Raw genomic sequence first — 23,622 nt, forward strand, 5'->3', positions numbered from 1 at the left:
GCAGCCCGAGCACCCACAGGCGCGGGCTGCTTCGTCAGTGGGAGGTGATGAGATAGGGCCATGACGTCGATGAGCGGTCTGCGGCCCGGCCAGGGCACGCTCCTCGACCTGCCCGCACCCGCACCGGTGCCCGTCGACGGTGACGGCGTCGTCGACCCGGTCGCCAGGGTCGTCGTGGACGTGCCGCTCCCGCACCTCGACCACCCCTTCGACTACCTGGTGCCGCCCGCCATGGCCGCCACGGCGCTGCCCGGCAGCCGTGTCCAGGTCAAGTTCGCCGGCAAGGACCGTTCTGCCTTCGTCGTCGAGCGCCGGTCCGACACCGATCACACCACGAGGCTGGCGCCGCTGCGGCGGGCGGTGTCCCCGGTGCCCGTCCTGGGCCCGACGGTGCTGGGCCTGTGCCGCGCGGTGGCCGACAGGTACGCGGGTACCTTGATGGACGTCGTCCGTCTCGCCGTCCCGCCCCGTCATGCCAGCACCGAGAAGGCAGTCCTGGAGAAGCATGCGACGGCGGGACCCCTCGTCCCGGTCGAGCCGCCATCCGGTGATGCCTGGCAGCCCTACACCGGCGGGCCGGCCTACCTGCGGCACCTCGCGGCGGGGGAGAACCCGCGCGCCGTCTGGACCGCGCTGCCCGCCCACGAGGCCCGCGAGGGGCACCCGGTGCCGGACGTGCGTCCGTGGACGGCCGCCGTCGCGGAGGCGGCGCGCGCCAGCCGCGCCTCGGGGCGTGGCGTGCTCGTCGTCGTGCCGACCACTCGGCAGGTGGAGCAGGTCGCCGCGGCCATCACCGCCGAGCTGCCCACCGAGCCCATCGCCCGCCTCGTCGCCGACGACGGCCCCGCCAAGCGGTACCGAGCCTTCCTCCGCGTTCTCCTCGGCGAGGCGCGCGTCGTCGTCGGCACGCGCGCCGCCGCCTTCGCGCCCGTGGTCGACCTGGGCTTGTGCGTCATCTTCGACGACGGGGACGACCGCCTGGCGGAGCCACGGGCGCCGTACCCCCATGCGCGGCAGGTGCTGGCCATCCGCGCCGAGCGGGAGCGCGCCGCCATGCTCGTCGGCGGGTTCGCGCGATCGGTGGAGGCGCAGCTCCTCGTCGAGCAGCGGTGGGCGCACCCGGTGCAGGCCCCGCGCAGCGTCATGCGCACGGCGGCCCCCCGAGTCGAGGCCCCCAGCGAGGTGGACCTGGCCAGGGAGGGCGCGGCGGCCCACGCCCGGATCCCGCACCCGGCTTGGCGGCTCGCCAAGGAGGCCCTGGCGACGGGGCCCGTGCTCGTGCAGGTGCCGCGCGGCGGTTACGTCCCGGTGGTCAGCTGCGCGCGGTGTCATGAGCCGGCCCGGTGCCGCGCGTGCCACGGGCCGCTGCGCCTGGAGCGGCCAGGCGTTGCGCCGTCGTGCGCCTGGTGCGGCCGCCTGGCGCTCGACTGGGCGTGCCCGACCTGCGGCGGGACCGGGGTGCGTGCGAGCCGGGTGGGTTCCTCCCGCACGGCCGAGGAGCTCGGCCGAGCCTTCCCGTCGGTGCCGGTGGTCGTCTCGGGCACGACGGCGCGGCACGGCGTCGTGGAGACGGTGGACGACAAGCCACGCCTGGTGGTGGCGACGCCCGGCGCCGAGCCCACGGCCTTCGGTGGTTACGCCGCCGCCCTGCTGCTCGACGGCGCGGTGAGTACCTCCCGGCCCGAGCTGTGGGCGTCAGCAGAGGCCCTCCGTCGGTGGATGGGCGCGGCCGCCCTCGTGCGCGGCGCCGGCGACGGCGGGCGGGTCATGCTGCTCGGGCAGCCGGCCCCCGTGCCGGCACAGGCCCTCGTGCGCTGGGATCCCGCCGGGTTCGCCGAGCGCGAGCTCGCCGAAAGGGCGGAGCTCGCCTTCCCGCCGGCGGTGCGCATGGCCGCCATCCAGGGCCCTTCGACCGCCGTGCGGGGCTTCCTGGGGCACCTCGACGTCGACGGGGTCGAGGTGCTCGGCCCGGTGGAGGTCGACGGCGCCCGGGAGGGCGACGGCCCCCAGGTGCGGGCGGTGCTGCGGGTCGGCAGGCCTCGCGGCGCCGAGCTCTGCCAGCGCATTGCCCATGCGGCCGCCGCGCGGAGCGCCCGCAAGGAGGAGGGCGCCGTGCGCGTCCAGGTGGACCCGCCCGACCTCTGGTGAGCGGCGCACCTTGGAAGCGAGAGCTGAAGGAGAATGGGACAGTGACCGACGACCTGACCGTTGTGCTCGACCTCGGCCAGGTGGTCGTGGGCTGGGACCCGTACCTCACGGTGGCGGACCGCCTCGTCCGCGCGGAGTGGGCCGAGTTCTCCGCTGCCATCGACTTTCCGCGCTGGAACCAGGCGATGGACGGCGGCCTGACGCACGCCGAGGCCTGCGCGCGGGTCGCGGCCGCCCATCCCGAGCACGCCGCGACCTTCGTGCGGTACTGCGCGAACTTCCCCGCCAGTCTCACCGGCCCGGTGCCCGGGATGGCAGAGATCGTCGCTGAGCTGGCCGACGCCGGCGTCCGCCTGCTCGGGCTGACGAACTGGTCCGCGGAGACGTTCGTGCACGCGGAGCCCTCAGCACCGGCGATCCGACGCCTCGACGGCGTGGTCGTGTCCGGGCGGGAGGGCGTCACCAAGCCCGATCCCGCGATCTTCGAGATCCTGCTGGACCGCTACGACCTCGCCGCCGCCCGCACCGTTTTCGTCGACGACTCGCCCGCGAACGTCGCGGGCGCCGCCGCGCTCGGGATCACGGCGCTGGAGTTCGCCGGCGCCAGCCGGCTGCGCGCACAGCTACGCGCGCTCGGTCTGCCCCTGGCGGCGGAGGATCCGGCTGCGACCGGCCGCGCCTAGACTCGATCACCATGCGTCTTCTCTTCGCCGGCACCCCGGACGTGGCCCTGCCCTCGCTCCGGACCCTGCTGGCCTCGGACCACGAGGTGGTGGCGGTCCTCACCCGCCCCGACGCGCCGAAGGGGCGCGGACGCAGTTTCTCCGCATCGCCGGTCGCCGAGCTGGCCAGTTCCGTGGGCCTCCCGGTGCTGACCCCCCGCTCGCTCCGTGAGGACGGGGTGAACGAGGAGATCGCGGCACTGGAAACCGACGCCGCCCCGGTCGTCGCATACGGCGGCCTGATCCCGCCGACGCTCCTGGACGTGCCGCGGCACGGGTGGGTGAACCTCCACTTCTCCCTGCTGCCGGCATGGCGCGGCGCCGCGCCCGTCCAGCGCGCCATCATCGCCGGCGACGAGGTCACCGGGGCCAGCGTCTTCCAGATCGAGGCGGGGCTGGACACCGGGCCCGTGTACGGCACCCTCACCGAGACCGTCCGGCCGCGAGACACCGCCGGCGACCTGCTCGCGAGGCTGGCCGACTCCGGCGCCCAGCTGCTCCTCGCCGTGCTGGACGCCCTGGCCGACGGTTCCGCGCGTCCCGCGCCACAGCCGGCCGAGGGCATCAGCCTCGCGCCGCGCCTGGAGGTCGCTGACGCCCGGGTGAGCTGGGCGGACCCGGCGCTGGCGGTGGACAGGCTCGTCCGTGGCTGCACCCCGGCACCGGGGGCGTGGACGACGGCGCCGGGCGGCTCCCGGCTCAAGCTGCGTCCCGTCACGCTGCGGGCAGACGTGGACGACCTGCGACCCGGGGAGGTCCGGGCGGGCAAGCACGAGGTCCTGGTGGGAACCGGCTCGCACGCCGTCGCTCTCGGGGAGGTGGCGCCGGCCGGGAAGAGCTGGATGCCGGCCGAGGCGTGGGCGCGCGGCGCCCGGCTCGAGCCGGGCACGGTGCTCGGTGAGCAGCGATGAGCGACACGAGCGGGCCTGCGCCCGGCGACGACAGACGGCCCGGTGGCCGTGGCGGCAGCGGGCGGGACGGCCGCGGCGGCCGTGACGGCGCAGGCCGCGCCTCCCGGAGGTCGGCCGGGGAGCGCGCGGACCGAGGCTCGAGCTGGTCGAACCGGGGCGGTGGGGACCGTTCCCCGAGCCGGGCGGGCGGCGCACCGGGCCATGGGCGGCGGGGGCAGGCACGGCGGTCCGGCGCCGGAACGGGTGCCCGTCGCGGCACGCGGAGCGACGCGCCGCGCAAGGCGGCGTTGGACGTCCTGCGCCAGGTCGCGAGCTCCGACGCCTACGCGAACCTGGTGCTCCCGGGCCTGCTCCGTGATCGCGGCATCACCGGGCGGGACGCCGCCTTCGCCACGGAGCTCGCCTACGGCACGCTCCGTCTGCGCGGCAGGTACGACGCGATCCTGGCGCGGTGCACCAACGGTCGGCCGCTCGAGAGCCTGGACCCGCCCGTGCTTGACGTGCTGCGCCTCGGTGCGCACCAGCTGCTCGGCATGAGGGTGCCGACGCACGCGGCCGTCTCCGAGACGGTCACCCTCGCGCGCCAGGAGATCGGCGCGGGTCCTGCGGGCATGGTCAACGCCGTGCTGCGGGCCGTCTCACGGCGCCCGCTGGAGTCGTGGCTCGAGGACGTGGCAGCGGCGTCGACCGACACGGCGACGCGGCTCGCCGCCACCGAGTCCCACCCCGAGTGGATCGTGCGCGCCCTGCACCAGGCCCTCGTGGCGAACGGCCGACCGGCGGACGACCTGCCCGCGCTCCTGGCTTCGCACAACGCCTCCCCGGCCGTGACGCTCGTCGCCCGGCCCGGTCTCGTCACCGCCGAGCAGCTGGCCGACGAGGCAGCCCAGGCGGGGGCCGGTGAGCTCCGCCACGGGCGGTGGTCGCCCCAGGCGCTCGTCCTGGCCGGCGGGGACCCGGCGAGCCTGCCCGCGGTGCGGCGTGCCGCCGCCGGGGCGCAGGACGAGGGCTCGCAGCTCGTGGCTCTCGCGCTGGCGGCCGCGCCCGTCGAGACGCCGGATCTCTCGGGCCCCTCGGGGGAGGCGACGACGGACGCCCGGTGGCTGGACCTGTGCGCCGGCCCCGGCGGCAAGTCGGCGCTCCTGGGTGCCCTTGCCGCCCAACGCGGCGCGCGCCTTCTCGCCAACGAGGTCGCACCTCATCGCGCACAGCTCGTGCGGCAGTCGGTCGCCGGCGTCCCGGCCGGGGCGGTCGAGGTGCGCACCGGCGACGGCCGTGACCTCGGGACCGAGCGTGCCGAGGAGTTCGACCGCGTGCTGGTCGACGCACCGTGCACCGGGCTGGGCGCGCTCCGCCGGCGGCCCGAGTCCCGGTGGCGCCGTTCCCTGGCGGACCTGGCCGCCCTCGGGCCGCTGCAGCGCGAGCTCCTGGGCTCGGCGCTGGACGCGGCGCGGGCCGGGGGAGTGGTCGCCTACGTGACCTGCTCGCCGCACGTGGCCGAGACGCGGATGGTCGTCGAGGACGTGCTCCGCCGACGGCCGGACGCCGAGTTGATGAATGCCGTGCCGGTCGTCCAGGGCCTCGCCGTCGAACCCCTCCCCGGACTCGGCGAGGGGCCGTACGTCCAGCTCTGGCCGGACGTGCACGGCACCGACGCGATGTTCCTGGCGCTGATCCGCAAGACGGCGTGATCAGGCGGCCGGAAGGTGCGGGACACCACTTCCCGCGCCGCCGGGCGGCGCGCCGGCTGCCGCGTGACCCGGGCCTACGCTGACCGGGTGAGCATCGTCATCTCGCCGAGCATCCTCAACTCCGACTTCGCCGACCTGCGCGGCGAGCTGGCCAAGATCGCCGGGGCCGACTACGCGCACGTGGACGTCATGGACAACCACTTCGTGCCCAACCTGACCATGGGGCTCCCGATCGTGGAGAGCATCCTGCAGGTGACGCCCGTGCCGGTCGACGCACATCTGATGATCGAGGACCCGGACCGGTGGGCGCCCGCCTACGCCGAGGCGGGCTGCGCGTCCGTCACGTTCCACGCGGAGGCCGCGACGGCGCCGGTGAAGCTGGCCCGCGACCTGCGCGCCAAGGGCGCACGGGCCGGCCTCGCGCTGCGGCCGGCCACCCCGATCGAGCCGTACCTGGACCTGCTGCCGGAGTTCGACATGATCCTCGTGATGACTGTCGAGCCCGGCTTCGGTGGGCAGTCCTTCATCGACGGGACTCTGCCGAAGATCTCCCGGACCCGCCGGGCGATCTCCGAGGCGGGGCTCGACGTCTGGGTGCAGGTGGACGGCGGCGTCTCGCGCGCCACGATCGAACGCGCCGCCGATGCCGGTGCCAACGTCTTCGTCGCCGGCTCGGCCGTGTACAAGGCGGAAGACGCCGCCGCGGAGGTCGAGGCGCTCCGCGGCCTCGCCCAGGAGGCGCACCACCACTGAGGCCGACGGTGGCGAGGTTGGACCGAGCGTTTCAGGGTCGGCGTGCCGCGCTGAGGCCTGCAGCGGTGAACGGTCACTGTCGCCGAGGAGGCCTGCAGCGTTGACCGGTCGCTGCCGCAGAGGAGGCCTGCAGCGTTGACCGGTCGCTGCCGCTGGGATCGGTGGGCGAGTGCCGGGTGTGGGGAGGCTCACTCCCGGCGTCGGGCTTTCCGGCTGGCGGCCGTCCGTGATCGGGTAGCCCGCACCAGCGCGCCGATGAGGCGTAGCGGCGCACCGTAAGCCGTGCTGCACCGGGCAGCGGAGGGCATTTAAAAAGTGTGAATGCAGGCTTCTCGAGAGTGGAAGTCCGGCGTCTGGGGACGGTAACTTCACCCCGGCCCAGCCCCGACCGGACGGAAACCGCGTGAACGACCAGGCCTTCCAGATCATCGCCCTCGGCATCTACCTAGCGGCGATGGTCGCCATCGGGTGGTACTTCTTCGTCAGGACGAAGAACCTCGACGACTACATGCTCGGTGGCCGCGGGCTGCCACCGTCGGTGGCCGCGCTCAGCGCGGGGGCGTCCGACATGTCTGGCTGGCTCCTGATGGGCCTGCCGGGTGCCATCTACCTCTCCGGCCTCACCGAGGCGTGGATCGCGGTGGGCCTCACTGTCGGCGCGTGGGTGAACTGGAAGGTCGTGGCGCCCCGTCTGCGCAGCTACTCGCAGGTGTCCACGGACTCGATCACCATCCCGAGCTTCCTCGAGAGCAGGCTCCGCGACGGCACCCGCGCGCTGCGCGTTGTCTCCGGCCTGATCATCCTGGTGTTCTTCACGTTCTACGTCTCCTCCGGCATGGTGTCCGGCGGCGTCTTCATGCAGAGCTCCTTCGGGATGGACTACCGGCTCGGAATGGTGCTGGTCGCCGCCGTCACGATCCTCTACACGCTCTTCGGCGGGTTCCTCGCCGTCAGCTACACGGACTTCGTCCAGGGCGTCATGATGTTCCTCGCCCTCCTCGCGGTGCCTGTCGTCGGCCTGTTCGCCGTCGGTGGCCCCGGCGAGGTCGCGTCCACGGTCCGGGCGGTCGACCCCGAGCTGCTCAGCATGGTCGGCGGCGGCGCCACCATCGTCGGCGTGATCTCCGCTCTGGCGTGGGGGCTCGGCTACTTCGGCCAGCCGCACATCATCGTGCGTTTCATGGCGCTGCGGACCCCGCAGGAGGCCAAGGCCGGGCGCCGTATCGGCATGGGCTGGATGGCGCTGTCGGTCGGTGGCGCGATCGTCACCGCGCTCGTCGGCATCGCCTACTTCCAGCAGAACCCGCAGCTGACGCTCGAGGACCCGGAGACGGTCTTCCTCGTGCTCGGCCAGATCCTCTTCCACCCGCTCATCGCCGGTTTCATCCTGGCCGCCGTGCTCGCGGCGATCATGAGCACCATCTCCTCCCAGCTCCTCGTCACGGCCTCCGCGCTGGTCGAGGACCTGTACAAGATGGTCGTCAAGAAGGAAGCCACGGACCGCCAGCAGGTGCTCCTGAGCCGTGTGGGCGTGCTGCTGATCGCCGTGGTCGCCGCCGCGATGGCGTGGACGCAGAACAACACGATCCTCGCGCTGGTCTCCTTCGCCTGGGCCGGGTTCGGTGCCGCCTTCGGCCCGACGATCCTGCTGGCGCTGTACTGGCGCCGGCTGACCACCTCGGGAGCGCTCGTCGGCATGGTCCTCGGCGCCGGCACCGTGGCGGTGTGGGGCAACATCGAGGGCGGCATCTTCGACCTCTACGAGATCCTGCCCGGCTTCCTCCTGAACCTCCTCGCCGCCGTCGTCGTCTCGCTGGCGACGCACAAGCACAACTCCGAGATCCAGGCGGAGTTCGACGAGTCCCTCGACCAGCTCGACGGCACCGCGGACGTCCCGGCCGCTCGCTGAGCCCCGCGGCATCCCACCGGGCCCGGCCCCCCACGAGGGGCCGGGCCCGGCGCGCTACCGAGGGGCCGGGCCCGGCGCGCTACCATGGCCGAGCAGCAAGCACGTGCTCCGGGGTCGGTGAGAGTCCGAACCGGCGGTGACAGTCCGCGAGCCGCGCACCTCGGTGCGTGGTTGACCTGGTGGAACTCCAGGACCGACGGTGAAAGTCCGGATGGGAGGAAGCACGCGGCGCGCACACCCGTGCGTGCCGGGGCGTCGCGGTGGCCACGACCGCCGGCGGCGCCGCCGTCCCCGGTCCACGTGCCCGGACCGGGGAGGACGCAGTGAGATCGCACGAGCAGTCGACCATACCTTCGTCGTCACCTGCCGTGCCCGCGTCCGCGACGACCGCCGCGGACGAGCCCGCGCGCGACGCGACGGCGCCCGCCACCTCCGCCCCGGCGCTGAGGGCGGCCCGCGAGACCGCCGGCCCCGGCGGCTCGGCCCCCGCGCAGCCGGAAGGCCGGTCCGTCCGCCGCCATCGCTGGCTGCCCGCCGCCCTCACCGGCGTGCTCGGCCTGGTGCTCTGGGAGACGGTCGTCCGCGCCGGCGCCATCTCGGAATTCTTCCTCCCCGCCCCCTCGGCCGTGGCCACGCGCCTGTGGGAAGACCTCACCACCGGCGGGATCCTCGCGTACGTGGGCCCCACCCTCGCGGAGGCCCTCGCCGGGTGCCTCCTGGCGTCCGTCGTCGCGCTCCCGCTGGGCTACCTGGTCTTCCGCAGCCGGTGGGCCTCGGCCGCGCTGGAGCCCTACATTGCCGCCTCGCAGGCCGTGCCCGCGGTCGCGATCGCCCCGCTGCTCACCATCTGGCTCGGCTACGGCCTGGTCCCCATCGCCGTGCTGTGCGCGATCGTCGTCTTCTTCCCGATCCTGCTCGCCACGGTGCTCGGCCTGCGCATGCTCGACCGGGACGTGGTCGACGCCGCACGCCTGGACGGCGCCGGGAGCTGGGACCTGCTGCGGTCCATCCAGCTGCCGCTGGCACTGCCCAGCCTCCTCACCGGCCTGCGCAACGGCTTCACGCTGTCCGTCACCGGCGCCGTGGTGGGGGAGTTCGTCATCGGCGGCGAGGGCCTGGGCATGGTCCTCTCCACGCGCGGCGCCTCCTCCGACACCACCGGGCTCTTCGCCACCCTCGTCGTCCTCTGCGCGCTGGCCATGGGCATCTACGGCCTGCTCAGAGCGCTCGAGCGCCACCTCGAGCGCCGGTGAGGCGCCCACGACGCCGCGCGCGTGCTGCCGCGGCCGGGCCGCCCGCGAACGCCCCCGAACCACCGCAGCGCCTCCAGGCGCCCCCGCCCGCCACCTCGGCACGAACCTCAGGAGAGACCCGATGAAGAAGTCCCGCCTCGCCGCCGTCGGCGTCGCCGCCGCGCTCGGCCTGGCCGCGTGCACCGCACCGGCCGACCGGACCACCGAGGAGCGCGGCGGCGCCAGCGAACCGGCGGAGAACGGCGCGGGCGGCGCGGGCCGGGCCACCATCGGGCTCACCTACACGCCGGACATCCAGTTCGCGCCGTTCTACGTGGCCGAGGAGCGCGGCTACTACGAGGAGGCGGGCGTCGACGTCACCCTGCGCCACCACGGCCAGAGCGAGGGCCTGTTCTCCGCCATCGGCTCCGGCGAGGAGGATGTCGTCGTCGCCGGCGGTGACGAGATGCTCCAGGCGCGCGCCCAGGCCGAGCCGGTGCCCCTGAAGTCCGTCGCCACCCTTTACCAGCAGTACCCCGTCGTGCTCATCGTCCCCGCCGACTCCGGCATCACCAGCGCCGCGGACCTCGAGGGGCGCAGCGTCGGCATCCCCGGGCCGTTCGGCGAGACGTACTTCGGCCTGCTGGCGCTGCTGCGCAGCGCCGGCCTGACCGAGGACGACGTCGACGTGCAGCACATCGGCTACACCCAGCAGTCGGCGCTGCAGGCCGGGCACGTCGACGCGGTCATGGGGTATGTCAACAACGACGCCGTGCGGTTCGCCCAGGCCGGCATGGACGTGCGCACCATCGAGATCCCGCCCGCGGAGGACGGGAACGTGCCGCTGGTCGGCGTCAGCATCGGGGTCCTCGACTCCACCGCCGCGGAGCGCCCCGAGGACGTCGCCGCCGTCGTGGCGGCCTCCCTGCGCGGGGTCCAGGACGTGCTGGACGATCCCGAGGCCGCCGTCGACGTCGCCACCGGGTACATCCCGGACCTCGCCAGGCCGGAGCAGCGGGAGGCCGCCCTGGCCACCCTCGACGCGACGGCCCCGCTGTACGAGGGCGCCGCCGGCCCGGGCCGGCACGACGGCGCGAGGTGGGAGCAGATGGTGACGTTCCTCTCGGAGCACGGGCTGCTGGAGTCCGAGGTGGACGCCTCAGAGGCCTGGACCGACGAGTTCGTTCCCGGCACCAACTAAGGTGGCCGACGTGAAATCCTTCGACCAGCTCTTCGCCGAGCTCCAGCACAAGGCCGCCACCCGACCCGAGGGCTCGGGCACCGTCGCGGAGCTGGACGGGGGCATCCATGCCATCGGCAAGAAGGTGGTCGAGGAGGCGGCCGAGGTCTGGATGGCCGCGGAGCACGAGAGCGAAGAGGCGGCGGCGATGGAGATCAGCCAGCTGCTGTACCACCTGCAGGTGATGATGATCGCCCGCGGGCTCACGCTCGACGACGTCTACCGCCACCTGTGAGCCCCCACCGCCCCCGCCGTGCCCGACCCCGGAGCTGACTGAATTGCTGCGTATCGCCGTGCCCAACAAGGGTTCGCTCTCCGAGCCCGCCTCCACCATGCTGGACGAGGCTGGATACCGCTCCCGCCGTGACAGCCGCGAGCTCGTCCTGGCCGACCCCGACAACGACGTCGAGTTCTTCTTCCTGCGTCCCCGGGACATCGCCGTGTACGTCGGCGCCGGGACCGTGGACGTCGGTATCACGGGCCGCGACCTGCTGCTGGACTCCGGCGCGGACGCCGTCGAGCACCGCCCGCTCGGCTTCGCCCGCTCCACGTTCCGCTTCGCCGCGCCGGCCGGGCAGATCACCTCGCTCGAGCAGGTGCGTGGCAAGCGCGTGGCAACCAGCTACGACGTCCTCGTCGGCAACTACCTCGCCGAGCGGGGCATCGAGGCGAAGGTCGTGCACCTCGACGGCGCCGTGGAGTCCTCCGTGCAGCTCGGCGTCGCGGACGTCGTCGCGGACGTCGTCGAGACGGGCACCACGCTGCGGGCGGCCGGGCTGGAGACCTTCGGCGAGCCGATCCTGCGCTCCGAGGCCGTGCTGATCCACGGCAACGGTCACGAGCTCACCCCCGCGATGGAGGTGCTCGACCGGCGCCTGCAGGGCGTGCTCGTGGCGCGCGAGTACGTGCTGATGGACTACGACGTGCCGGTCGCGCACATGGAGAAGGCCATGCGCCTCACGCCCGGCTTCGAGTCGCCCACGGTCTCGCCCCTCCAGAACGGCGAGTGGGTGGCGGTGCGGGCCATGGTGCGCAAGAAGGCCACGAACAAGGTCATGGACGAGCTCTACGAGGTCGGCGCACGCGCCATCCTCGTGACGTCCATCCACGCCTGCCGCATCTGAGATGGCGACGGCGAACGAGCTGCACCGCCCGTTCCGCCCCCGCGCGGCCCGGCGGGTCTCCCAGGCGCTGGGCGTGCTGACCGTCGCCGGTGCCCTCGCCATCATCATCCTGGTGCCGCAGGTGCCCGGGTTCGCCTTCACGCCCGCCGACCAGGCCGGCACGGCGGGCCTGGCGCTCGTCATCCTGTGGCTGCTGTGGCGCCAGGGCGGCGTGCGGGCGCTGCCCGACGAGGCCGGGCTGACGGTGCGCAACATCGTCTACACCCGCACCGTGGAGTGGGCCGAGATCGTCGCGGTGAACTTCGGCAGCGGCAACCCGTGGGTCCAGCTCGACCTCTCCGACGGCGACACCCTCGCCGTCATGGCGATCCAGCGCGCCGACGGCGCCCACGCCGCGGCGGAGGCCCGCCGGCTCGCCACGCTGGTCGCCCTCCACGAGCCGCGGGCGAACGGCTGAGCCCGGGGCGAGGCCCTACGGCCGCGCCCCGGGCGGCATCGGCCGAACCCCGGCGGTCTGCCGGGCCGCGTGAACGCCCGCCACCGCAGCCGTGAGGAACGCGGCGGGATCCTCCACGAGCGACCGGCCCATCGTCGACAACCGCACCGGGGAGTCCGCGAGCGCCTCGGCCAGCCCGCGGGTCGAGACCTCCACGAGCCGGTGGACACCCGTCGGGGCGACCAGGCCGTCGGCCTGCTGCCGCACCCGGGCCGCGAGCGCGGCGAGGCCGTCCTCGAGGGCGCTGTCGCCGTCGAAGCGGGGGACGACCACGTCCGCCGGCGCCAGCGCCACGCGCCCGTAGGCCGTGAGCGAGTGGTGGGAGATTCCGCGGTGGCGCTCCCGCGGGTCGGCGCCGGACACCCGGAGCGACGCGACGGGCGCGCCGCGGAGCGTCGCCACTGCGTTGACGGCCTCGCCGCACGCCGTGCCCGAGAACCCCCAGCGCGTGCCGGTGCCGAGGTTGCCCGGGCCCTGCGCGACGACGATCACGTCCGCCGCGAGCACCAGGCCCGCCGTGAGGAGCCCGGAATGGAGGCTGACGGCCTCGAGGTCCCCGCCGAAAGCCTGCCCGACGGTGACCGAGCCGGCGAGCCAGCCCGCCTCGCGGAGCCCGGCGAGCGACCGGGAGAACCAGGCGGGCAGCGCGCCGCCGTCGGTCATCACGTAGGCCACCCGCAGGCCGGGGTCCACGGCACGGACGCCCGCCACGACGGCCGGGAGGGCGGAGTGCAGGTCGGCGACGACGACGGGCGTGAGGCCGAGGTCGTCGGCATCCCGCAGCAGCTCGTGATGCGCCGACTCCTGCTCGTCGGCGCCGAGGACCATCGCCTGCAGCGGGGTGTAGCGGGCCTTGACCAGGTGGCCGGGCGCCGGCTCCGGGTCAGCCGGCAGCCGGTCCGGGATCGCGACGACCATGGCGTAGCCGCCGGTCCCCAGCCCGCGGGCGAGCGCACCCGCGTTGAGCAGCACGCGGTCACCGGCCCGCGGCCGGCCCACGAGCCGAGGGTAGGCGAGGGCCCGCACCCGCGTCCCGGCGGTCAGCGCGGCATCCTCCGACGGCGCCTTCCCGTTGCCACGTCCCTGGATCTCGACGTCGAGCTCCAGGGCGCCGGCCCACTCCCGCCGCAGGTCACGCACCACTGCCTCGCGCCAGATCATCACGCCCGCCACCGTACCGGCGCGGCCCGGCGCCCCGGCGCGTGGGGCCCGGCGGGCGTCGTGCGCGGCGGGCGTCGTGCCCGGCGACAGGGCACTGTGCCGGCAGGGGGGGGCGAGCGGTATCCCGGGCCGCGGGTCGCCGGGGGCGGTAGCGTTCGCGCCATGTCACCCTCCCGGGCACCGGCGACCGAGATCGACGTGGACGGCCGGAGCGTGCGCGTGAGCAACCCGGACAAGGTCTACTTCGCCGGTCCGGGCATCACCAAGCGCCAGCTGGTCGAGTACTACGTCAGCGTCGGCGACGGCATCCTCCGCGCCCTGCGCGAGCGCCCGACCACGCTCGAGCGGTGGCCCGACGGCGTGCACGAGAACGTCAAGCGGGCGACGCGCGAGGACCCGCACGGCGACGCGTTCTTCCAGAAGCGGCTCCCGCCCAAGGGCGTGCCCGAGTGGGTGGAGTCGGCGCGGATCGCCTTCCCCTCGGGCCGGACGGCGGACGAGCTGTGCCCGACCGAGCTGGCCGCGGTGGCGTGGGCGGCGAACCTCGGCACGATCACGTTCCACCCATGGCCGGTGCGTCGGACGGACGTGGACCACCCGGACGAGCTGCGCATCGACCTCGACCCCCAGCCCGGCACCGGCTTCGCCGAGGCGGTCACGGTGGCGGGCGAGGCCCACGCGGTGCTGGACGAGCTCGGCTGGGTCGGCTTTCCCAAGACCTCCGGCAACCGCGGCGTGCACATCTACGTCCGCATCGAGCCGCGGTGGAGCTTCACCGACGTCCGCCACGCCGCCATCGCCTTCGGCCGGGAGCTGGAGCGGCGCCTGCCCGGCCGGGTGACGACGAAGTGGTGGAAGGAGGAGCGCGGGGAGGAGATCTTCGTCGACTACAACCAGAACGCGCGGGACCGCACCATCGCCTCCGCGTACAGCGTCCGGCCCCTCCCGCACGCGCCGGTCTCCGCGCCGGTGGAGTGGGCCGAGCTGCCCGACGTCGATCCCCGAGACCTGACGGTGCTGACCATGCCGGCGCGCTTCGCCGAGCGCGGCGACGTCCACGCCCGGATCGACGACGTCGCCCACGACCTCACGCCGCTGCTGGAGTGGTACGAGCGGGACGAGCGCGAGCGCGGGCTCGAGGACATGCCCTACCCGCCGGACTACCCGAAGATGCCGGGCGAGCCGCGGCGGGTCCAGCCCAGCCGGGCCAGGAAGGAGCCGGCGGGGGAGTAGCGCCCCGGGCGCCCCTTGGGCGGCGCGGGCACCGCGGAGCGGGCAGGATCGCTCGTATGGACCTGCCCGTGATGCCGCCCGTCCCGCCGATGCTCGCCAAGTCGGTGCCGGAGATCCCCGACCTCGGGCACACGGAGCCGAAGTGGGACGGCTTCCGCACGATCGTCTTCCGGGACGGGGACGAGGTGGTCCTCGGCAGCCGGAACGAGCGGCCGATGACCCGCTACTTCCCCGAGCTCGTCGAGTCGATCAAGGCCAGCACCCCGCCCCGGTGCGTCATCGACGGCGAGATCGTCGTGGTCTCGGGCGACCGGCTGGACTTCGACGCCCTCCAGCAGCGGATCCACCCGGCGACCAGCCGGGTCAAGCTGCTCGCCGGCCAGACGCCGGCCTCCTTCGTCGGCTTCGACCTGCTCGCCCTCGGCGACGACGACCTCATGCGCCGGCCGTTCAGCGAGCGGCGCTCGCGCCTCGTCGACGCCCTCGCGGGCGCCGCCGACCCGGTCTTCGTCACCCCGGCCACCGCGGACCTGGCCGTGGCCCAGGAGTGGTTCACCCAGTTCGAGGGCGCCGGGCTCGACGGCGTCGTCGCCAAGCCGCTCCAGGGCACCTACCAGCCGAACAAGCGGACCATGTTCAAGATCAAGCACGAGCGCACCGCCGACTGCGTGGTGGCCGGCTTCCGCTGGCACAAGACCGGCGACGTCGTCGGCTCGCTCCTGCTGGGGATCTACACCCCCGACGGGCGGCTGCAGCACGTCGGCGTCGCCGGCTCCTTCCCGATGGCACGGCGCCGCAGCCTGCTGGACGAGCTGGAGCCGTACCGGGACGTCGACCTCGCCGACCACCCGTGGGGCGCCTGGGCCGACCAGGAGGCGCACCAGGACCGCCGGCTGCCCGGGGCCGTCAGCCGCTGGAACGCCAACAAGGACCTCTCGTTCGTGCCGCTGCGGCCCGAGCTGGTCGTGGAGGTCGCCTACAACCACATGGAGGGCGACCGCTTCCGGCACACCGCCCAGTTCCGCCGGTGGCGTCCCGACCGCGACCCGGCCTCCTGCACGTACGAGCAGCTCGAGGAGCCGGTCAACTTCAAGCTGTCGGACATCCTCACCACCGTGCGCTGACGGCTCGGCCGCGACGCCGCGCGGTCGTGCGCCCGGCCCGTGGAGGCCCGGCTGGATCGTGTGGCGGCGGGACGGCCGTAGCGCGGTCCCCCGCGCCCGCTGCCCGGACCGGTCTGACACCTCGGTACCCCGCGCCGCGCTGCCCGCTCCTCGGACCGACTTGACGCGGCCGCACTCACCCGTGGCACCATGACGGCCGAGCAGCACGTGCTCCGGGGTCGGTGCAATTCCGAACCGGCGGTGACAGTCCGCGACCCGCACGCCTCAGGGCAAGCGGTGGACCTGGTGGAACTCCAGGACCGACGGTGAAAGTCCGGATGGGAGGAAGCACGTGGCGCATGCGCCGCGGTCCGTCCGTGCGCGCCTGTGCCGCACCTTCGTGCACCACCCCTCCCTACCCGGCTGCCGTGCCGGGAAGGAGAGAGATGGAGCACGGCACCCTGGACGCCGCCCTCGCGCGAGCGCTGGACCTGGCCGAGCATGGCCCGCTAGTCGGCGGGAACCCGCGCGTCGGGTGCGTCATCGTCGACGCGGACGGCCCGATCGCCGAGGGCTGGCACCGCGGCGCGGGCACCCCGCACGCGGAGGCAGCCGCGCTGGCCGCCGTCCGCCCGGAGGACCGGGGCAGGCTCGCGCGCGCCACCGCCCTCGTCACCCTCGAGCCCTGCAACCACACCGGGCGCACCCCGCCGTGCGCCGCGGCGCTGCGCGACGCCGGCGTGCCGCGCGTCCTGTACGCCGTCGCGGACCCCAACCCGGTCGCCGCGGGCGGCGCCGCCTGGCTCCGGGCGCACGGCGTGGAGGCGGTCACCGCGCGGGCCGGCGGCCTCGACCCCGCCCTCGTCGCCCGGGCCGAGGAGCTGCTGGCCGGATGGTCCGCCACGGTGCGCCGCGGCCGGCCGTGGCTGATCGGCAAGACGGCCACCACGCTCGACGGGCGCGTGGCGGCCGCGGACGGCACCAGCCGGTGGATCACCTCCGCCGCCTCCCGCGCCCACGCCCACGAGGTCCGTGCCCAGGTCGACGCCATCGTCGTCGGCACCGGCACGGTGCTGGCCGACGACCCCGCCCTCACGGCCCGCGCGCCCGGCGCGGCGCGCCAGCCGGTGCGGGTCGTCGTCGGCCGCCGCGACGTGCCGGCCTCGGCCCGGGTGGTCACCGGCCCGGGGGAGTGGCTGCACCTGCGCACCCGGGACCTGACCGAGGTCCTCGGCGAGCTGCACCGCCGCGGCCTGCGCCGGGTCCTGCTGGAGGGCGGGCCGACGCTCCTCAGCGCCGCGCTGCGCGAGGGGCTCGTCGACGAGCTGCACGCGTACGTCGCCCCGGTGCTGCTGGGCGCCGGGGCGGGGGCGGTGTCCGGCCTGGGGATCGGCACGATCGGCGACGCCATGCGCTGGGACGCCCACGACGTGCGGCGGCTCGGCGACGACGTGTTCCTGTCCCTGCGGCGCACCGGCCCGTCGGAGGCGCCTGCTTCCCGGCGTGCGGAGCCGGCGGCCGACAGGCCCGGGCATCCCGCCCACCCCGACCGTTCTGGGCGCCTGGTCGCCGCCACGATCCACGAAGGAGATGAGTGATGTTCACCGGACTTGTCGAGGAGGTCGGCGAGGTCCGCGGCCGACGCGAGCTGGACGGCGCCGTGCTGCTGCAGGTCGCGGCCGCCACGGTGACCGAGGACCTGCGCCGCGGCGACTCGGTCGCGGTCGCCGGGGTGTGCCTGACCGTCACCGAGATCGAAGCGGACGGCTTCGTGGCCGACGTGATGCCCGAGACCCTCGCCCGCACCACGCTGGGCGCGCTCGCGACGGGCGCACCGGTGAACCTCGAGCGGGCGGTGGCGGCGAACGCGCGGCTGGGCGGGCACATCGTGCAGGGCCACGTCGACGGGGTCGGCACCGTCCGGCGCCGGAGCCCGGGGCCCCGCTGGGACGACGTCGACATCGCCGTGCCGCCGCACCTTGCCCGGTACGTCGCCGAGAAGGGCTCCGTGACCGTCGAGGGCGTCTCGCTCACCGTCACGCACGCGGGCGACGACGTCTTCGGCGTCTCGCTCATCCCCACCACCCTCGCCGCGACGTCCCTCGGCACGCTCGCGCCCGGCACCCCTGTGAACCTCGAGGTGGACGTGGTGGCGAAGTACGTGGAGCGTCTCCTCACGGCGGGAGCCGGACGGTGAGCGCCGTGACCTCGGTGGCGCCGGACGCCGGCGCGGCCCTCGCCCGGGTGACCGCCGCGCTGGAGGAGCTGCGGCGCGGGCGGCCGGTCCTGGTCGCCGACGACGCGGACCGGGAGAACGAGGTGGACGTCGTGCTGGCGGCCGGCTCTGCGAGCGCCGAGTGGGTCGCCTGGACGGTGCGGCACAGCTCGGGGTACCTGTGCGCGCCGCTGCCGGCGGCGCGGGCCGACGCCCTCGAGCTGCCGCTCATGGTGGGCCGCTCCCAGGACCCCCGGCGGACCGCGTACGCGGTCTCCGTCGACGCCGCGCGCGGGGTGACGACCGGCATCTCGGCCGCCGACCGGGCCGCGACCCTGCGGGTGCTCGCCGACGGCGCGTCCGGGCCGGCCGACCTCATCCGCCCCGGGCACGTCCTGCCGCTGCGGGCCGTGCCGGGCGGGGTGCTCGAGCGGCCGGGGCACACCGAGGCCGCGGTGGACCTGTGCCGGCTCGCGGGGGCCGGGGAGGTGGCCGCCATCGCGGAGCTCGTGAACGACGACGGCACGATGACGCGCCTGCACGAGGCCGCCCGGCTGGCCGAGCGGGACGGTCTGGCGCTGCTGACGATCGCCGACCTCGTCGCGTTCCGGCGGGCGCGGGAGGGCGCCGGCCCGGCCGGAGGGGACGACCGGCGCGCGGGGGAGGCGGCTGCGCGGCCGGCGCGCGACCGCGTGAGCCGCACCGCCAGCGCCGCCCTGCCCACCGAGCACGGGACCTTCACCGTCCACGGGTACCGGGACGAGCGCACCGGGGCGGAGCACCTCGCCCTGGTCGCGGCGCCGACCGGGGCGTCGCTCGCGCCCGGCACGCCGGCCGGCAAGAGCGGCACGCTCGTGCGGGTGCACTCCGAGTGCCTCACCGGCGACGGCCTGGGGTCGCTGCGCTGCGACTGCGGCCCCCAGCTGCGGGCGGCCATGCGGCGCACCGGCGCGGAGGGCGGCGTCATCGTCTACCTCCGCGGGCACGAGGGGCGCGGGATCGGGCTCCTGGAGAAGATCAGCGCCTACGCCCTGCAGGAGACGGGCCTGGACACCGTCGAGGCCAACCTGGCGCTGGGCCGGCCCGCCGACGCGCGGGAGTACGGCGCCGCGGCGGCGATCCTCGCCGACCTCGGGGTGGACGCCGTGCGGCTGATGACGAACAACCCCGAGAAGGTCGCCGGCCTGTCCGCCGACGGCGTGGCGGTGCGCGAGGTGGTCGGGCTCGAGGCCGGCCTCGGCGAGCACAACCGCGAGTACCTGATGACCAAGCGGGCGGCCATGGGGCACCACCTGCCCGGGCTGGACCGGCTGCCCGCCGGGCCGGGCGCCGGTACGCAGCAGGCCGCGGGACGCGACAACACCGAGGCCGCCGCCCGGCGGCCGAGCACGAAGGAGACGAGATGAGCGGCGCAGGAGCACCCCGGCTGGACGTGGACGGGTCGGGGCTGGAGGTCGTGGTCGTGGCCGCGCAGTGGCACACCACGGTGATGGACGGGCTGGTGGCCGGCGCCACGCGGGCCCTGGAGGCGGCGAACGTGAGCGCCAGGGTGGTGCGGGTGCCCGGGTCCTTCGAGCTGCCCGTGGCGGCCGCGGCCGCGGCGCGCGCGGGTGCGGGCGCGGTCGTCGCGCTCGGCGTGGTCATCCGCGGTGGCACGCCGCACTTCGACTACGTCTGCCAGGCGGCGACGGCGGGGCTGACCGACGTCGCCGTCAGCACCGGCGTGCCGGTCGGGTTCGGCGTGCTCACCACCGACGACGAGCAGCAGGCGCTCGACCGCGCGGGACTGCCCGGATCCTCGGAGGACAAGGGCGCCGAGGCGGCGGAGGCGGCGGTGGCCACCGCGCTGGCGCTGCGCGACCTGCGTGGCGCGCCGTCGGCGAGGGTGCTGCCGGCCTGACGGCGGCCGGGGCGCGCGCCGTCGAGGGACGCCGTCGAGGTCGTCGGTGGCCAGGTGCCGGGGCCCTCGGCGGGGCCCCGGCACCGGCGCCCGCCGTCCCCGGGCCGGTGCCTCGCCGGGCCGGGCGCGCGGTAGCGTGAGCCCGTGGCACAGCGTGTGATGGCGGCGGAACGGCTGCTCGACCTGGTGATCGCGCTGTCGCACACCCCGCGGTGGATGACCAAGCGGCAGATCCGCGAGCGCGTCAACGGCTACGCCGACGCCGCCGGCGACGACGCCTTCGAGCGGATGTTCGAGCGGGACAAGGACCTGCTCCGCGAGATGGGCGTGCCGCTGCTCGTCGAGCACGACCCCGCCCACGAGGACGACGTCGGCTACCGCATCGACCCCGAGCACTACGCCCTGCCGCCGGTGTCCTTCACGGCGGAGGAGGTCGGCGTCCTGTCGCTGGCCGCCGAGCTGTGGCAGGACGCCTCGCTGCGCTCCTTCGCCCAGCGCGGCATCACCAAGCTCCGCGCTGTCGGCCCGTCCCCGGAGCCGGGGGCGCACGCGGGCCTGGCCCTGCGGGTGCGCGGCCCCGAGCCCGCGTTCGCCCCGCTGCTCGAGGCGATCGACGCCCGCCGCGCCGTGGTGTTCACCTACCGGGCCGCCAGCACCGGCGAGGTCACCCGCCGCACCGTCCAGCCCTGGCGGATCCTGAGCCGGGACCGCGGCTGGTACCTCGTGGGCCTGGACGTCGACCGGCACGCGCCCCGCGCGTTCCGGCTCTCGCGGATCTCGGGCAAGGTGCGCGCCACCGGCCCGGCGGGGGCCTTCACCGTGCCGGCCGACGTGGACGTCGACGAGCTGCTCGTGCGGGCCCGGCCCGCCTCCGGGGCCGCCCGCCTCGCCGTGCTGCCCGACCGGGCCGCCGCGCTTCGTGCACGCGCGACCCGGGCCACCGCCGCCGACGGCGACGGGCAGGGCCCGCTGACGGACCGCGACGTGATCACCGTGGACTACCCGGACCTCGAGCTCCTCTCCGAGGAGATCGCCACCTACGCCGACGCGGTGCTCGTGCTGGACCCGCCCGAGCTGCGCGAGGCGGTGCTGCGACGGCTGCGGGCCGTCGCCGCCCTGGACGGGGAGGTGGCCGCGCATGCCTGAGACGACCGCCGACCGCGTCACCCGGCTGCTCGCGCTCGTGACGTACCTGCGCGAGCGGCCCGGCGCCCCGGTCGCCGAGGTGGCCGCCCACTTCGGCACCACCGAGGCCCAGGTGCTCGCCGACGTCAACCTGCTGTGGGTCTCGGGCACGCCCGGCTACCTGCCCGACGACCTCATCGACTTCTCGGCGGAGGCCCTCGACCACGGCGAGCTCACCCTGACCGAGTCCCGCGGCATGGACCGCCCGTTGCGCCTCAGCTCCGGCGAGGCGCTCTCCCTGCTGGTGGCGCTGCGCTCGCTCGCCGAGCTCGCGGAACGCACGCCCGGCCTCGGTGCCGAGCGGGACGCCATCGGCTCCGCCGTCGCCAAGCTCGCCGCGGCCACCGGCCGCGCCGCAGAGCAGGCGTCCTCCGTCCAGGTGCACGTGCGCGCCGACGCCCCGCCCGGGACGCTCGCCACCGTCCGGCGCGCCATCGACGAGCGGAAGCGGCTCCACCTGCGCTACGTCTCCGCCGCGGACGTCGTCACCGAGCGCGACGTCGACCCCGTGGAGCTGCGCTCGGACGGCACGGCGTGGTCCGTGCGCGCCTGGTGCCACCGGGCGCGAGGCGCCCGCAGCTTCCGCCTGGACCGGGTGCTCGCCGCGGACCTGCTCGACGTCCCGGCGGGGGAGCACCCGGACCTCGCCCCCGAGGCGCCGTGGGAGGACGGGCGGCCCGTCACCCTCGAGCTCGCCCCCCAGGCGCGCTGGGTGGCCGAGCACACGCCCGTGGAGGACGTGACGGACCTGCCCGACGGCGGCCTGCGGGTGCGGCTGCGCGTGGGCGACCCCGCGTGGGTGTCCAACCTCCTGCTCTCGCTCGGGCCCGCCGTGCGGTCCGTGGACCCGCCCGGCCTCGCCCACGACGTCGCCGCCCGGGCGCGCGACGCCCTCGAGGCCTACGCGCACCTATCCTGAGCCCATGTGGTGGCTGGTGTGGGTCGTGCTGGTTTTGGTCGCGCTCGGCGTCGGGGCGCTGCTCGCACTGCGCCTGTGGCGCCAGGTCAAGGCGCTCGGCCGCGAGCTCGCCGCCGCCGCGGAGCTCGGCGCCCGGCTCAGCCCCGCCACCGTCGAGACGCCACCCGCCCGCGTCGCGCGCGTCCCCGGACCGGCCGGCGACGCGGCCACCCTCGACCTCGCCCGCCGGACCCGCGACCGGGTCCGCGGAGAGCGGGCGGCGCGCCGGCGCGGCCAGCTGGCCCGCGCCGCGGCACGCTGGCACCGCCACGGCCTCGCACCGTGCCCTCCGGATCTTCGGGTGGTGCCGGAGGACCCGGCGCCCGCCCGACCGGCGGGTGAACGCCACGCGGCGGCATCGTGAACGCCCGCCCCGCACGGCGTTCTCGCGGCGGTCGCTCCATGCCGCGACGGTATGCTCGACGGCGAGGCATCCACTACTAGCGAAGGAACCTCGATGAGACCCAGCGCCTGGGCGATTGTCGTCCTGATCATTGTCGTCATCCTGCTGTTCGGGGCGAGCAGGCTCCCCGACCTCGCCGGCAGCATCGGCAAGTCGCTCAAGATCTTCAAGCGCGAGGTCAAGGAGCTCCAGGACGACGACCAGACGACCGGCTCGTCCTACACGGCCACGGGCGGCCAGCCGCCGCAGACGACGTACCCGCCGTACCCCGGCAACCAGACGGGCCAGACGGCGTACCCGCCGTATCCCGGCACGCAGGCCGGGGTCGGGCAGGCCCCGCCGCCGCAGGACCTCCCCAACGTCCAGGCCCCGCCGCAGGCCGGCCCCGACAGCGCGCCGCAGCCCCCGCGACAGCCCTAGGTGAGCGCGACGGCGGCGCCTCGCTCCCGCAGGAAGAACCCCGAGGGGCGCATGCCCCTCGCGGACCATCTGCGTGAGCTGCGCAGGCGGTTGGTGTGGGCGGTCCTGGGGATCGTCGTCGGTGCCGTGGCCGGCTGGCTCCTGTACGAGCCCGTGCTCTCGGCCATGATGGCCCCGCTGATGGAGATCTCCGAGGAGGGCGGGCAGGCGGCCCTCAACTTCGGCACCGTGGGCTCGGCCTTCGACCTGAAGATCCAGGTCTCGCTGTTCCTGGGGCTGTTCATCTCCAGCCCCTGGTGGATCACGCAGGTGTGGCTGTTCATCACTCCGGGCCTGACCCGCAAGGAGCGGCTCTACTCGGTCTCGTTCATCCTGGCCGGCGCGGTCCTGTTCGTGGCCGGGGGAGCGTTGGCGTGGCTGGTGCTGCCCCGCGCCGTCGAGGTGCTGACGTCCTTCACGCCCGGCGCGGCGGTGAACCTCATGGACGCGCGGACCTACCTGAGCTTCTTCATGCGGGTGATCGTCACCTTCGGCGTCGCCTTCCTCGTCCCGCTCGTCATGGTGGGCGTCAACTTCCTCGGGCTCGCCTCCGCGCGGACCTACCTCAGGGCGTGGCGCTGGGCCGTGCTCGCGGGGTTCGTCTTCGCGGCCTTCGCGAACCCGCTGCCGGACGCGTGGTCGATGATCGCCATGGCGCTGGCCATCTGCACCCTGTACTTCGTGGCCGTGGGCGTGTGCTTCCTGCGTGACCGGCACGTCGCCAGACGGCGCGCGAGCGCGGCCGGCACGACGCCGTGAGGCGGCCCGGGCCGCCCCCG

At 75.1% G+C, this 23,622-nt stretch carries 23 protein-coding genes and 2 riboswitches; of the genes, 22 read left to right on the forward strand and 1 reads right to left on the reverse strand.

Annotated elements, in window-relative coordinates; genetic code table 11:
- Nucleotides 1-60 precede the first annotated feature (60 nt).
- The 11 genes from ACF0H8_RS12020 to ACF0H8_RS12070 all read left to right on the forward strand — a co-directional run bounded on the left by ACF0H8_RS12020 (nucleotide 61) and on the right by ACF0H8_RS12070 (nucleotide 12,187).
- On the forward strand, nucleotides 61-2,148 hold the full coding sequence (locus tag ACF0H8_RS12020; protein ID WP_395289143.1) for a primosomal protein N': 2,088 nt from the start codon (nucleotides 61-63) through the stop codon (nucleotides 2,146-2,148).
- A gap of 41 nt (nucleotides 2,149-2,189) precedes the next feature.
- Complete coding sequence (locus tag ACF0H8_RS12025; protein ID WP_395289144.1) at nucleotides 2,190-2,831, forward strand: HAD family hydrolase; 642 nt, start codon at nucleotides 2,190-2,192, stop codon at nucleotides 2,829-2,831.
- Nucleotides 2,832-2,842: 11 nt separating this feature from the next.
- Complete coding sequence (fmt, locus tag ACF0H8_RS12030; RefSeq protein ID WP_395289145.1) at nucleotides 2,843-3,781, forward strand: methionyl-tRNA formyltransferase; 939 nt, start codon at nucleotides 2,843-2,845, stop codon at nucleotides 3,779-3,781.
- Nucleotides 3,778-5,472 carry an RsmB/NOP family class I SAM-dependent RNA methyltransferase gene (locus ACF0H8_RS12035; RefSeq protein ID WP_395289146.1) on the forward strand — a complete coding sequence of 565 codons (1,695 nt, stop codon included), beginning with the start codon at nucleotides 3,778-3,780 and terminating at the stop codon, nucleotides 5,470-5,472. The genes fmt and ACF0H8_RS12035 overlap by 4 nt, the downstream gene beginning before the upstream one ends.
- A gap of 87 nt (nucleotides 5,473-5,559) precedes the next feature.
- Complete coding sequence (gene rpe / locus ACF0H8_RS12040) at nucleotides 5,560-6,225, forward strand: ribulose-phosphate 3-epimerase (protein ID WP_395289147.1); 666 nt, start codon at nucleotides 5,560-5,562, stop codon at nucleotides 6,223-6,225.
- Between the two features lie 403 nt (nucleotides 6,226-6,628).
- Entirely contained in the window at nucleotides 6,629-8,134 is a 1,506-nt protein-coding gene (gene putP / locus ACF0H8_RS12045; RefSeq protein ID WP_395289148.1) for a sodium/proline symporter PutP, read from the forward strand.
- A gap of 101 nt (nucleotides 8,135-8,235) precedes the next feature.
- Nucleotides 8,236-8,361, forward strand: a riboswitch (FMN riboswitch).
- 141 nt (nucleotides 8,362-8,502) lie between these two features.
- Nucleotides 8,503-9,387 carry an ABC transporter permease gene (locus tag ACF0H8_RS12050; RefSeq protein ID WP_395289149.1) on the forward strand — a complete coding sequence of 295 codons (885 nt, stop codon included), beginning with the start codon at nucleotides 8,503-8,505 and terminating at the stop codon, nucleotides 9,385-9,387.
- Between the two features lie 121 nt (nucleotides 9,388-9,508).
- A complete protein-coding gene (locus tag ACF0H8_RS12055; RefSeq protein ID WP_395289150.1) occupies nucleotides 9,509-10,567 on the forward strand; it encodes an ABC transporter substrate-binding protein in 1,059 nt (352 codons plus the stop codon).
- A gap of 10 nt (nucleotides 10,568-10,577) precedes the next feature.
- Complete coding sequence (locus ACF0H8_RS12060) at nucleotides 10,578-10,841, forward strand: phosphoribosyl-ATP diphosphatase (RefSeq protein WP_395289151.1); 264 nt, start codon at nucleotides 10,578-10,580, stop codon at nucleotides 10,839-10,841.
- Nucleotides 10,842-10,884: 43 nt separating this feature from the next.
- A complete protein-coding gene (hisG, locus tag ACF0H8_RS12065; protein ID WP_395289152.1) occupies nucleotides 10,885-11,730 on the forward strand; it encodes an ATP phosphoribosyltransferase in 846 nt (281 codons plus the stop codon).
- Between the two features lies 1 nt (nucleotide 11,731).
- Complete coding sequence (locus tag ACF0H8_RS12070) at nucleotides 11,732-12,187, forward strand: PH domain-containing protein (RefSeq protein ID WP_395289153.1); 456 nt, start codon at nucleotides 11,732-11,734, stop codon at nucleotides 12,185-12,187.
- 15 nt (nucleotides 12,188-12,202) lie between these two features.
- Here the strand turns inward: ACF0H8_RS12070 and ACF0H8_RS12075 are convergent, their stop codons facing one another.
- A complete protein-coding gene (locus ACF0H8_RS12075; protein ID WP_395289154.1) occupies nucleotides 12,203-13,390 on the reverse strand; it encodes a DUF3866 family protein in 1,188 nt (395 codons plus the stop codon).
- Nucleotides 13,391-13,549: 159 nt separating this feature from the next.
- On the opposite strand from ACF0H8_RS12075, the gene ACF0H8_RS12080 reads away from it, so the two are divergent.
- From ACF0H8_RS12080 to tatC, 11 genes are all read left to right on the forward strand, one after another.
- On the forward strand, nucleotides 13,550-14,620 hold the full coding sequence (locus ACF0H8_RS12080) for a DNA polymerase domain-containing protein (RefSeq protein ID WP_395289155.1): 1,071 nt from the start codon (nucleotides 13,550-13,552) through the stop codon (nucleotides 14,618-14,620).
- Between the two features lie 56 nt (nucleotides 14,621-14,676).
- Complete coding sequence (locus tag ACF0H8_RS12085; protein ID WP_395289156.1) at nucleotides 14,677-15,744, forward strand: ATP-dependent DNA ligase; 1,068 nt, start codon at nucleotides 14,677-14,679, stop codon at nucleotides 15,742-15,744.
- A gap of 203 nt (nucleotides 15,745-15,947) precedes the next feature.
- Nucleotides 15,948-16,079: riboswitch (FMN riboswitch) on the forward strand.
- Nucleotides 16,080-16,169: 90 nt separating this feature from the next.
- Nucleotides 16,170-17,321, forward strand: a complete 1,152-nt coding sequence (gene ribD, locus ACF0H8_RS12090; RefSeq protein WP_395289157.1) for a bifunctional diaminohydroxyphosphoribosylaminopyrimidine deaminase/5-amino-6-(5-phosphoribosylamino)uracil reductase RibD — start codon at nucleotides 16,170-16,172, stop codon at nucleotides 17,319-17,321.
- Nucleotides 17,321-17,920, forward strand: coding sequence for a riboflavin synthase (locus ACF0H8_RS12095; protein WP_395289158.1), 600 nt, complete (start codon nucleotides 17,321-17,323; stop codon nucleotides 17,918-17,920). The genes ribD and ACF0H8_RS12095 overlap by 1 nt, the downstream gene beginning before the upstream one ends.
- A gap of 5 nt (nucleotides 17,921-17,925) precedes the next feature.
- Entirely contained in the window at nucleotides 17,926-19,344 is a 1,419-nt protein-coding gene (ribA, locus tag ACF0H8_RS12100) for a GTP cyclohydrolase II (RefSeq protein ID WP_395290880.1), read from the forward strand.
- Nucleotides 19,341-19,838 (forward strand): 6,7-dimethyl-8-ribityllumazine synthase, encoded by a 498-nt coding sequence (ribH, locus tag ACF0H8_RS12105; RefSeq protein WP_395289159.1) that lies wholly within the window; start codon nucleotides 19,341-19,343, stop codon nucleotides 19,836-19,838. The genes ribA and ribH overlap by 4 nt, the downstream gene beginning before the upstream one ends.
- A 144-nt stretch (nucleotides 19,839-19,982) precedes the next feature.
- A complete protein-coding gene (locus ACF0H8_RS12110; RefSeq protein ID WP_395289160.1) occupies nucleotides 19,983-20,984 on the forward strand; it encodes a helix-turn-helix transcriptional regulator in 1,002 nt (333 codons plus the stop codon).
- Nucleotides 20,977-21,942 (forward strand): helix-turn-helix transcriptional regulator, encoded by a 966-nt coding sequence (locus ACF0H8_RS12115; protein ID WP_395289161.1) that lies wholly within the window; start codon nucleotides 20,977-20,979, stop codon nucleotides 21,940-21,942. Before ACF0H8_RS12110 ends, ACF0H8_RS12115 begins: the two co-directional genes overlap by 8 nt.
- A gap of 4 nt (nucleotides 21,943-21,946) precedes the next feature.
- A complete protein-coding gene (locus ACF0H8_RS12120) occupies nucleotides 21,947-22,345 on the forward strand; it encodes a hypothetical protein (RefSeq protein WP_395289162.1) in 399 nt (132 codons plus the stop codon).
- A 93-nt stretch (nucleotides 22,346-22,438) separates the two neighbouring features.
- Nucleotides 22,439-22,804 carry a Sec-independent protein translocase subunit TatA gene (tatA, locus tag ACF0H8_RS12125; protein ID WP_395289163.1) on the forward strand — a complete coding sequence of 122 codons (366 nt, stop codon included), beginning with the start codon at nucleotides 22,439-22,441 and terminating at the stop codon, nucleotides 22,802-22,804.
- 51 nt (nucleotides 22,805-22,855) lie between these two features.
- Entirely contained in the window at nucleotides 22,856-23,602 is a 747-nt protein-coding gene (gene tatC / locus ACF0H8_RS12130) for a twin-arginine translocase subunit TatC (RefSeq protein ID WP_395289164.1), read from the forward strand.
- Nucleotides 23,603-23,622: the final 20 nt, after the last annotated feature.

The sequence above is a fragment of the Georgenia sp. AZ-5 genome, assembly GCF_043952095.1.
Lineage (GTDB): Bacteria > Actinomycetota > Actinomycetes > Actinomycetales > Actinomycetaceae > Georgenia.

Excerpts from the sequence above, each read along its gene's own strand:
- ribD (WP_395289157.1), top strand. The coding sequence starts at position 16,170 with ATGGAGCACGGCACCCTGGACGCCGCCCTCGCGCGAGCGCTGGACCTG.
- ACF0H8_RS12095 (WP_395289158.1), top strand. The coding sequence starts at position 17,321 with ATGTTCACCGGACTTGTCGAGGAGGTCGGCGAGGTCCGCGGCCGACGC.
- ribH (WP_395289159.1), top strand. The coding sequence starts at position 19,341 with ATGAGCGGCGCAGGAGCACCCCGGCTGGACGTGGACGGGTCGGGGCTG.
- fmt (WP_395289145.1), top strand. The coding sequence starts at position 2,843 with ATGCGTCTTCTCTTCGCCGGCACCCCGGACGTGGCCCTGCCCTCGCTC.
- ACF0H8_RS12120 (WP_395289162.1), top strand. The coding sequence starts at position 21,947 with ATGTGGTGGCTGGTGTGGGTCGTGCTGGTTTTGGTCGCGCTCGGCGTC.
- ACF0H8_RS12020 (WP_395289143.1), top strand. The coding sequence starts at position 61 with ATGACGTCGATGAGCGGTCTGCGGCCCGGCCAGGGCACGCTCCTCGAC.
- ACF0H8_RS12080 (WP_395289155.1), top strand. The coding sequence starts at position 13,550 with ATGTCACCCTCCCGGGCACCGGCGACCGAGATCGACGTGGACGGCCGG.
- tatC (WP_395289164.1), top strand. The coding sequence starts at position 22,856 with ATGCCCCTCGCGGACCATCTGCGTGAGCTGCGCAGGCGGTTGGTGTGG.
- ACF0H8_RS12035 (WP_395289146.1), top strand. The coding sequence starts at position 3,778 with ATGAGCGACACGAGCGGGCCTGCGCCCGGCGACGACAGACGGCCCGGT.
- ACF0H8_RS12085 (WP_395289156.1), top strand. The coding sequence starts at position 14,677 with ATGGACCTGCCCGTGATGCCGCCCGTCCCGCCGATGCTCGCCAAGTCG.
- ACF0H8_RS12055 (WP_395289150.1), top strand. The coding sequence starts at position 9,509 with ATGAAGAAGTCCCGCCTCGCCGCCGTCGGCGTCGCCGCCGCGCTCGGC.
- ACF0H8_RS12070 (WP_395289153.1), top strand. The coding sequence starts at position 11,732 with ATGGCGACGGCGAACGAGCTGCACCGCCCGTTCCGCCCCCGCGCGGCC.
- tatA (WP_395289163.1), top strand. The coding sequence starts at position 22,439 with ATGAGACCCAGCGCCTGGGCGATTGTCGTCCTGATCATTGTCGTCATC.
- ACF0H8_RS12115 (WP_395289161.1), top strand. The coding sequence starts at position 20,977 with ATGCCTGAGACGACCGCCGACCGCGTCACCCGGCTGCTCGCGCTCGTG.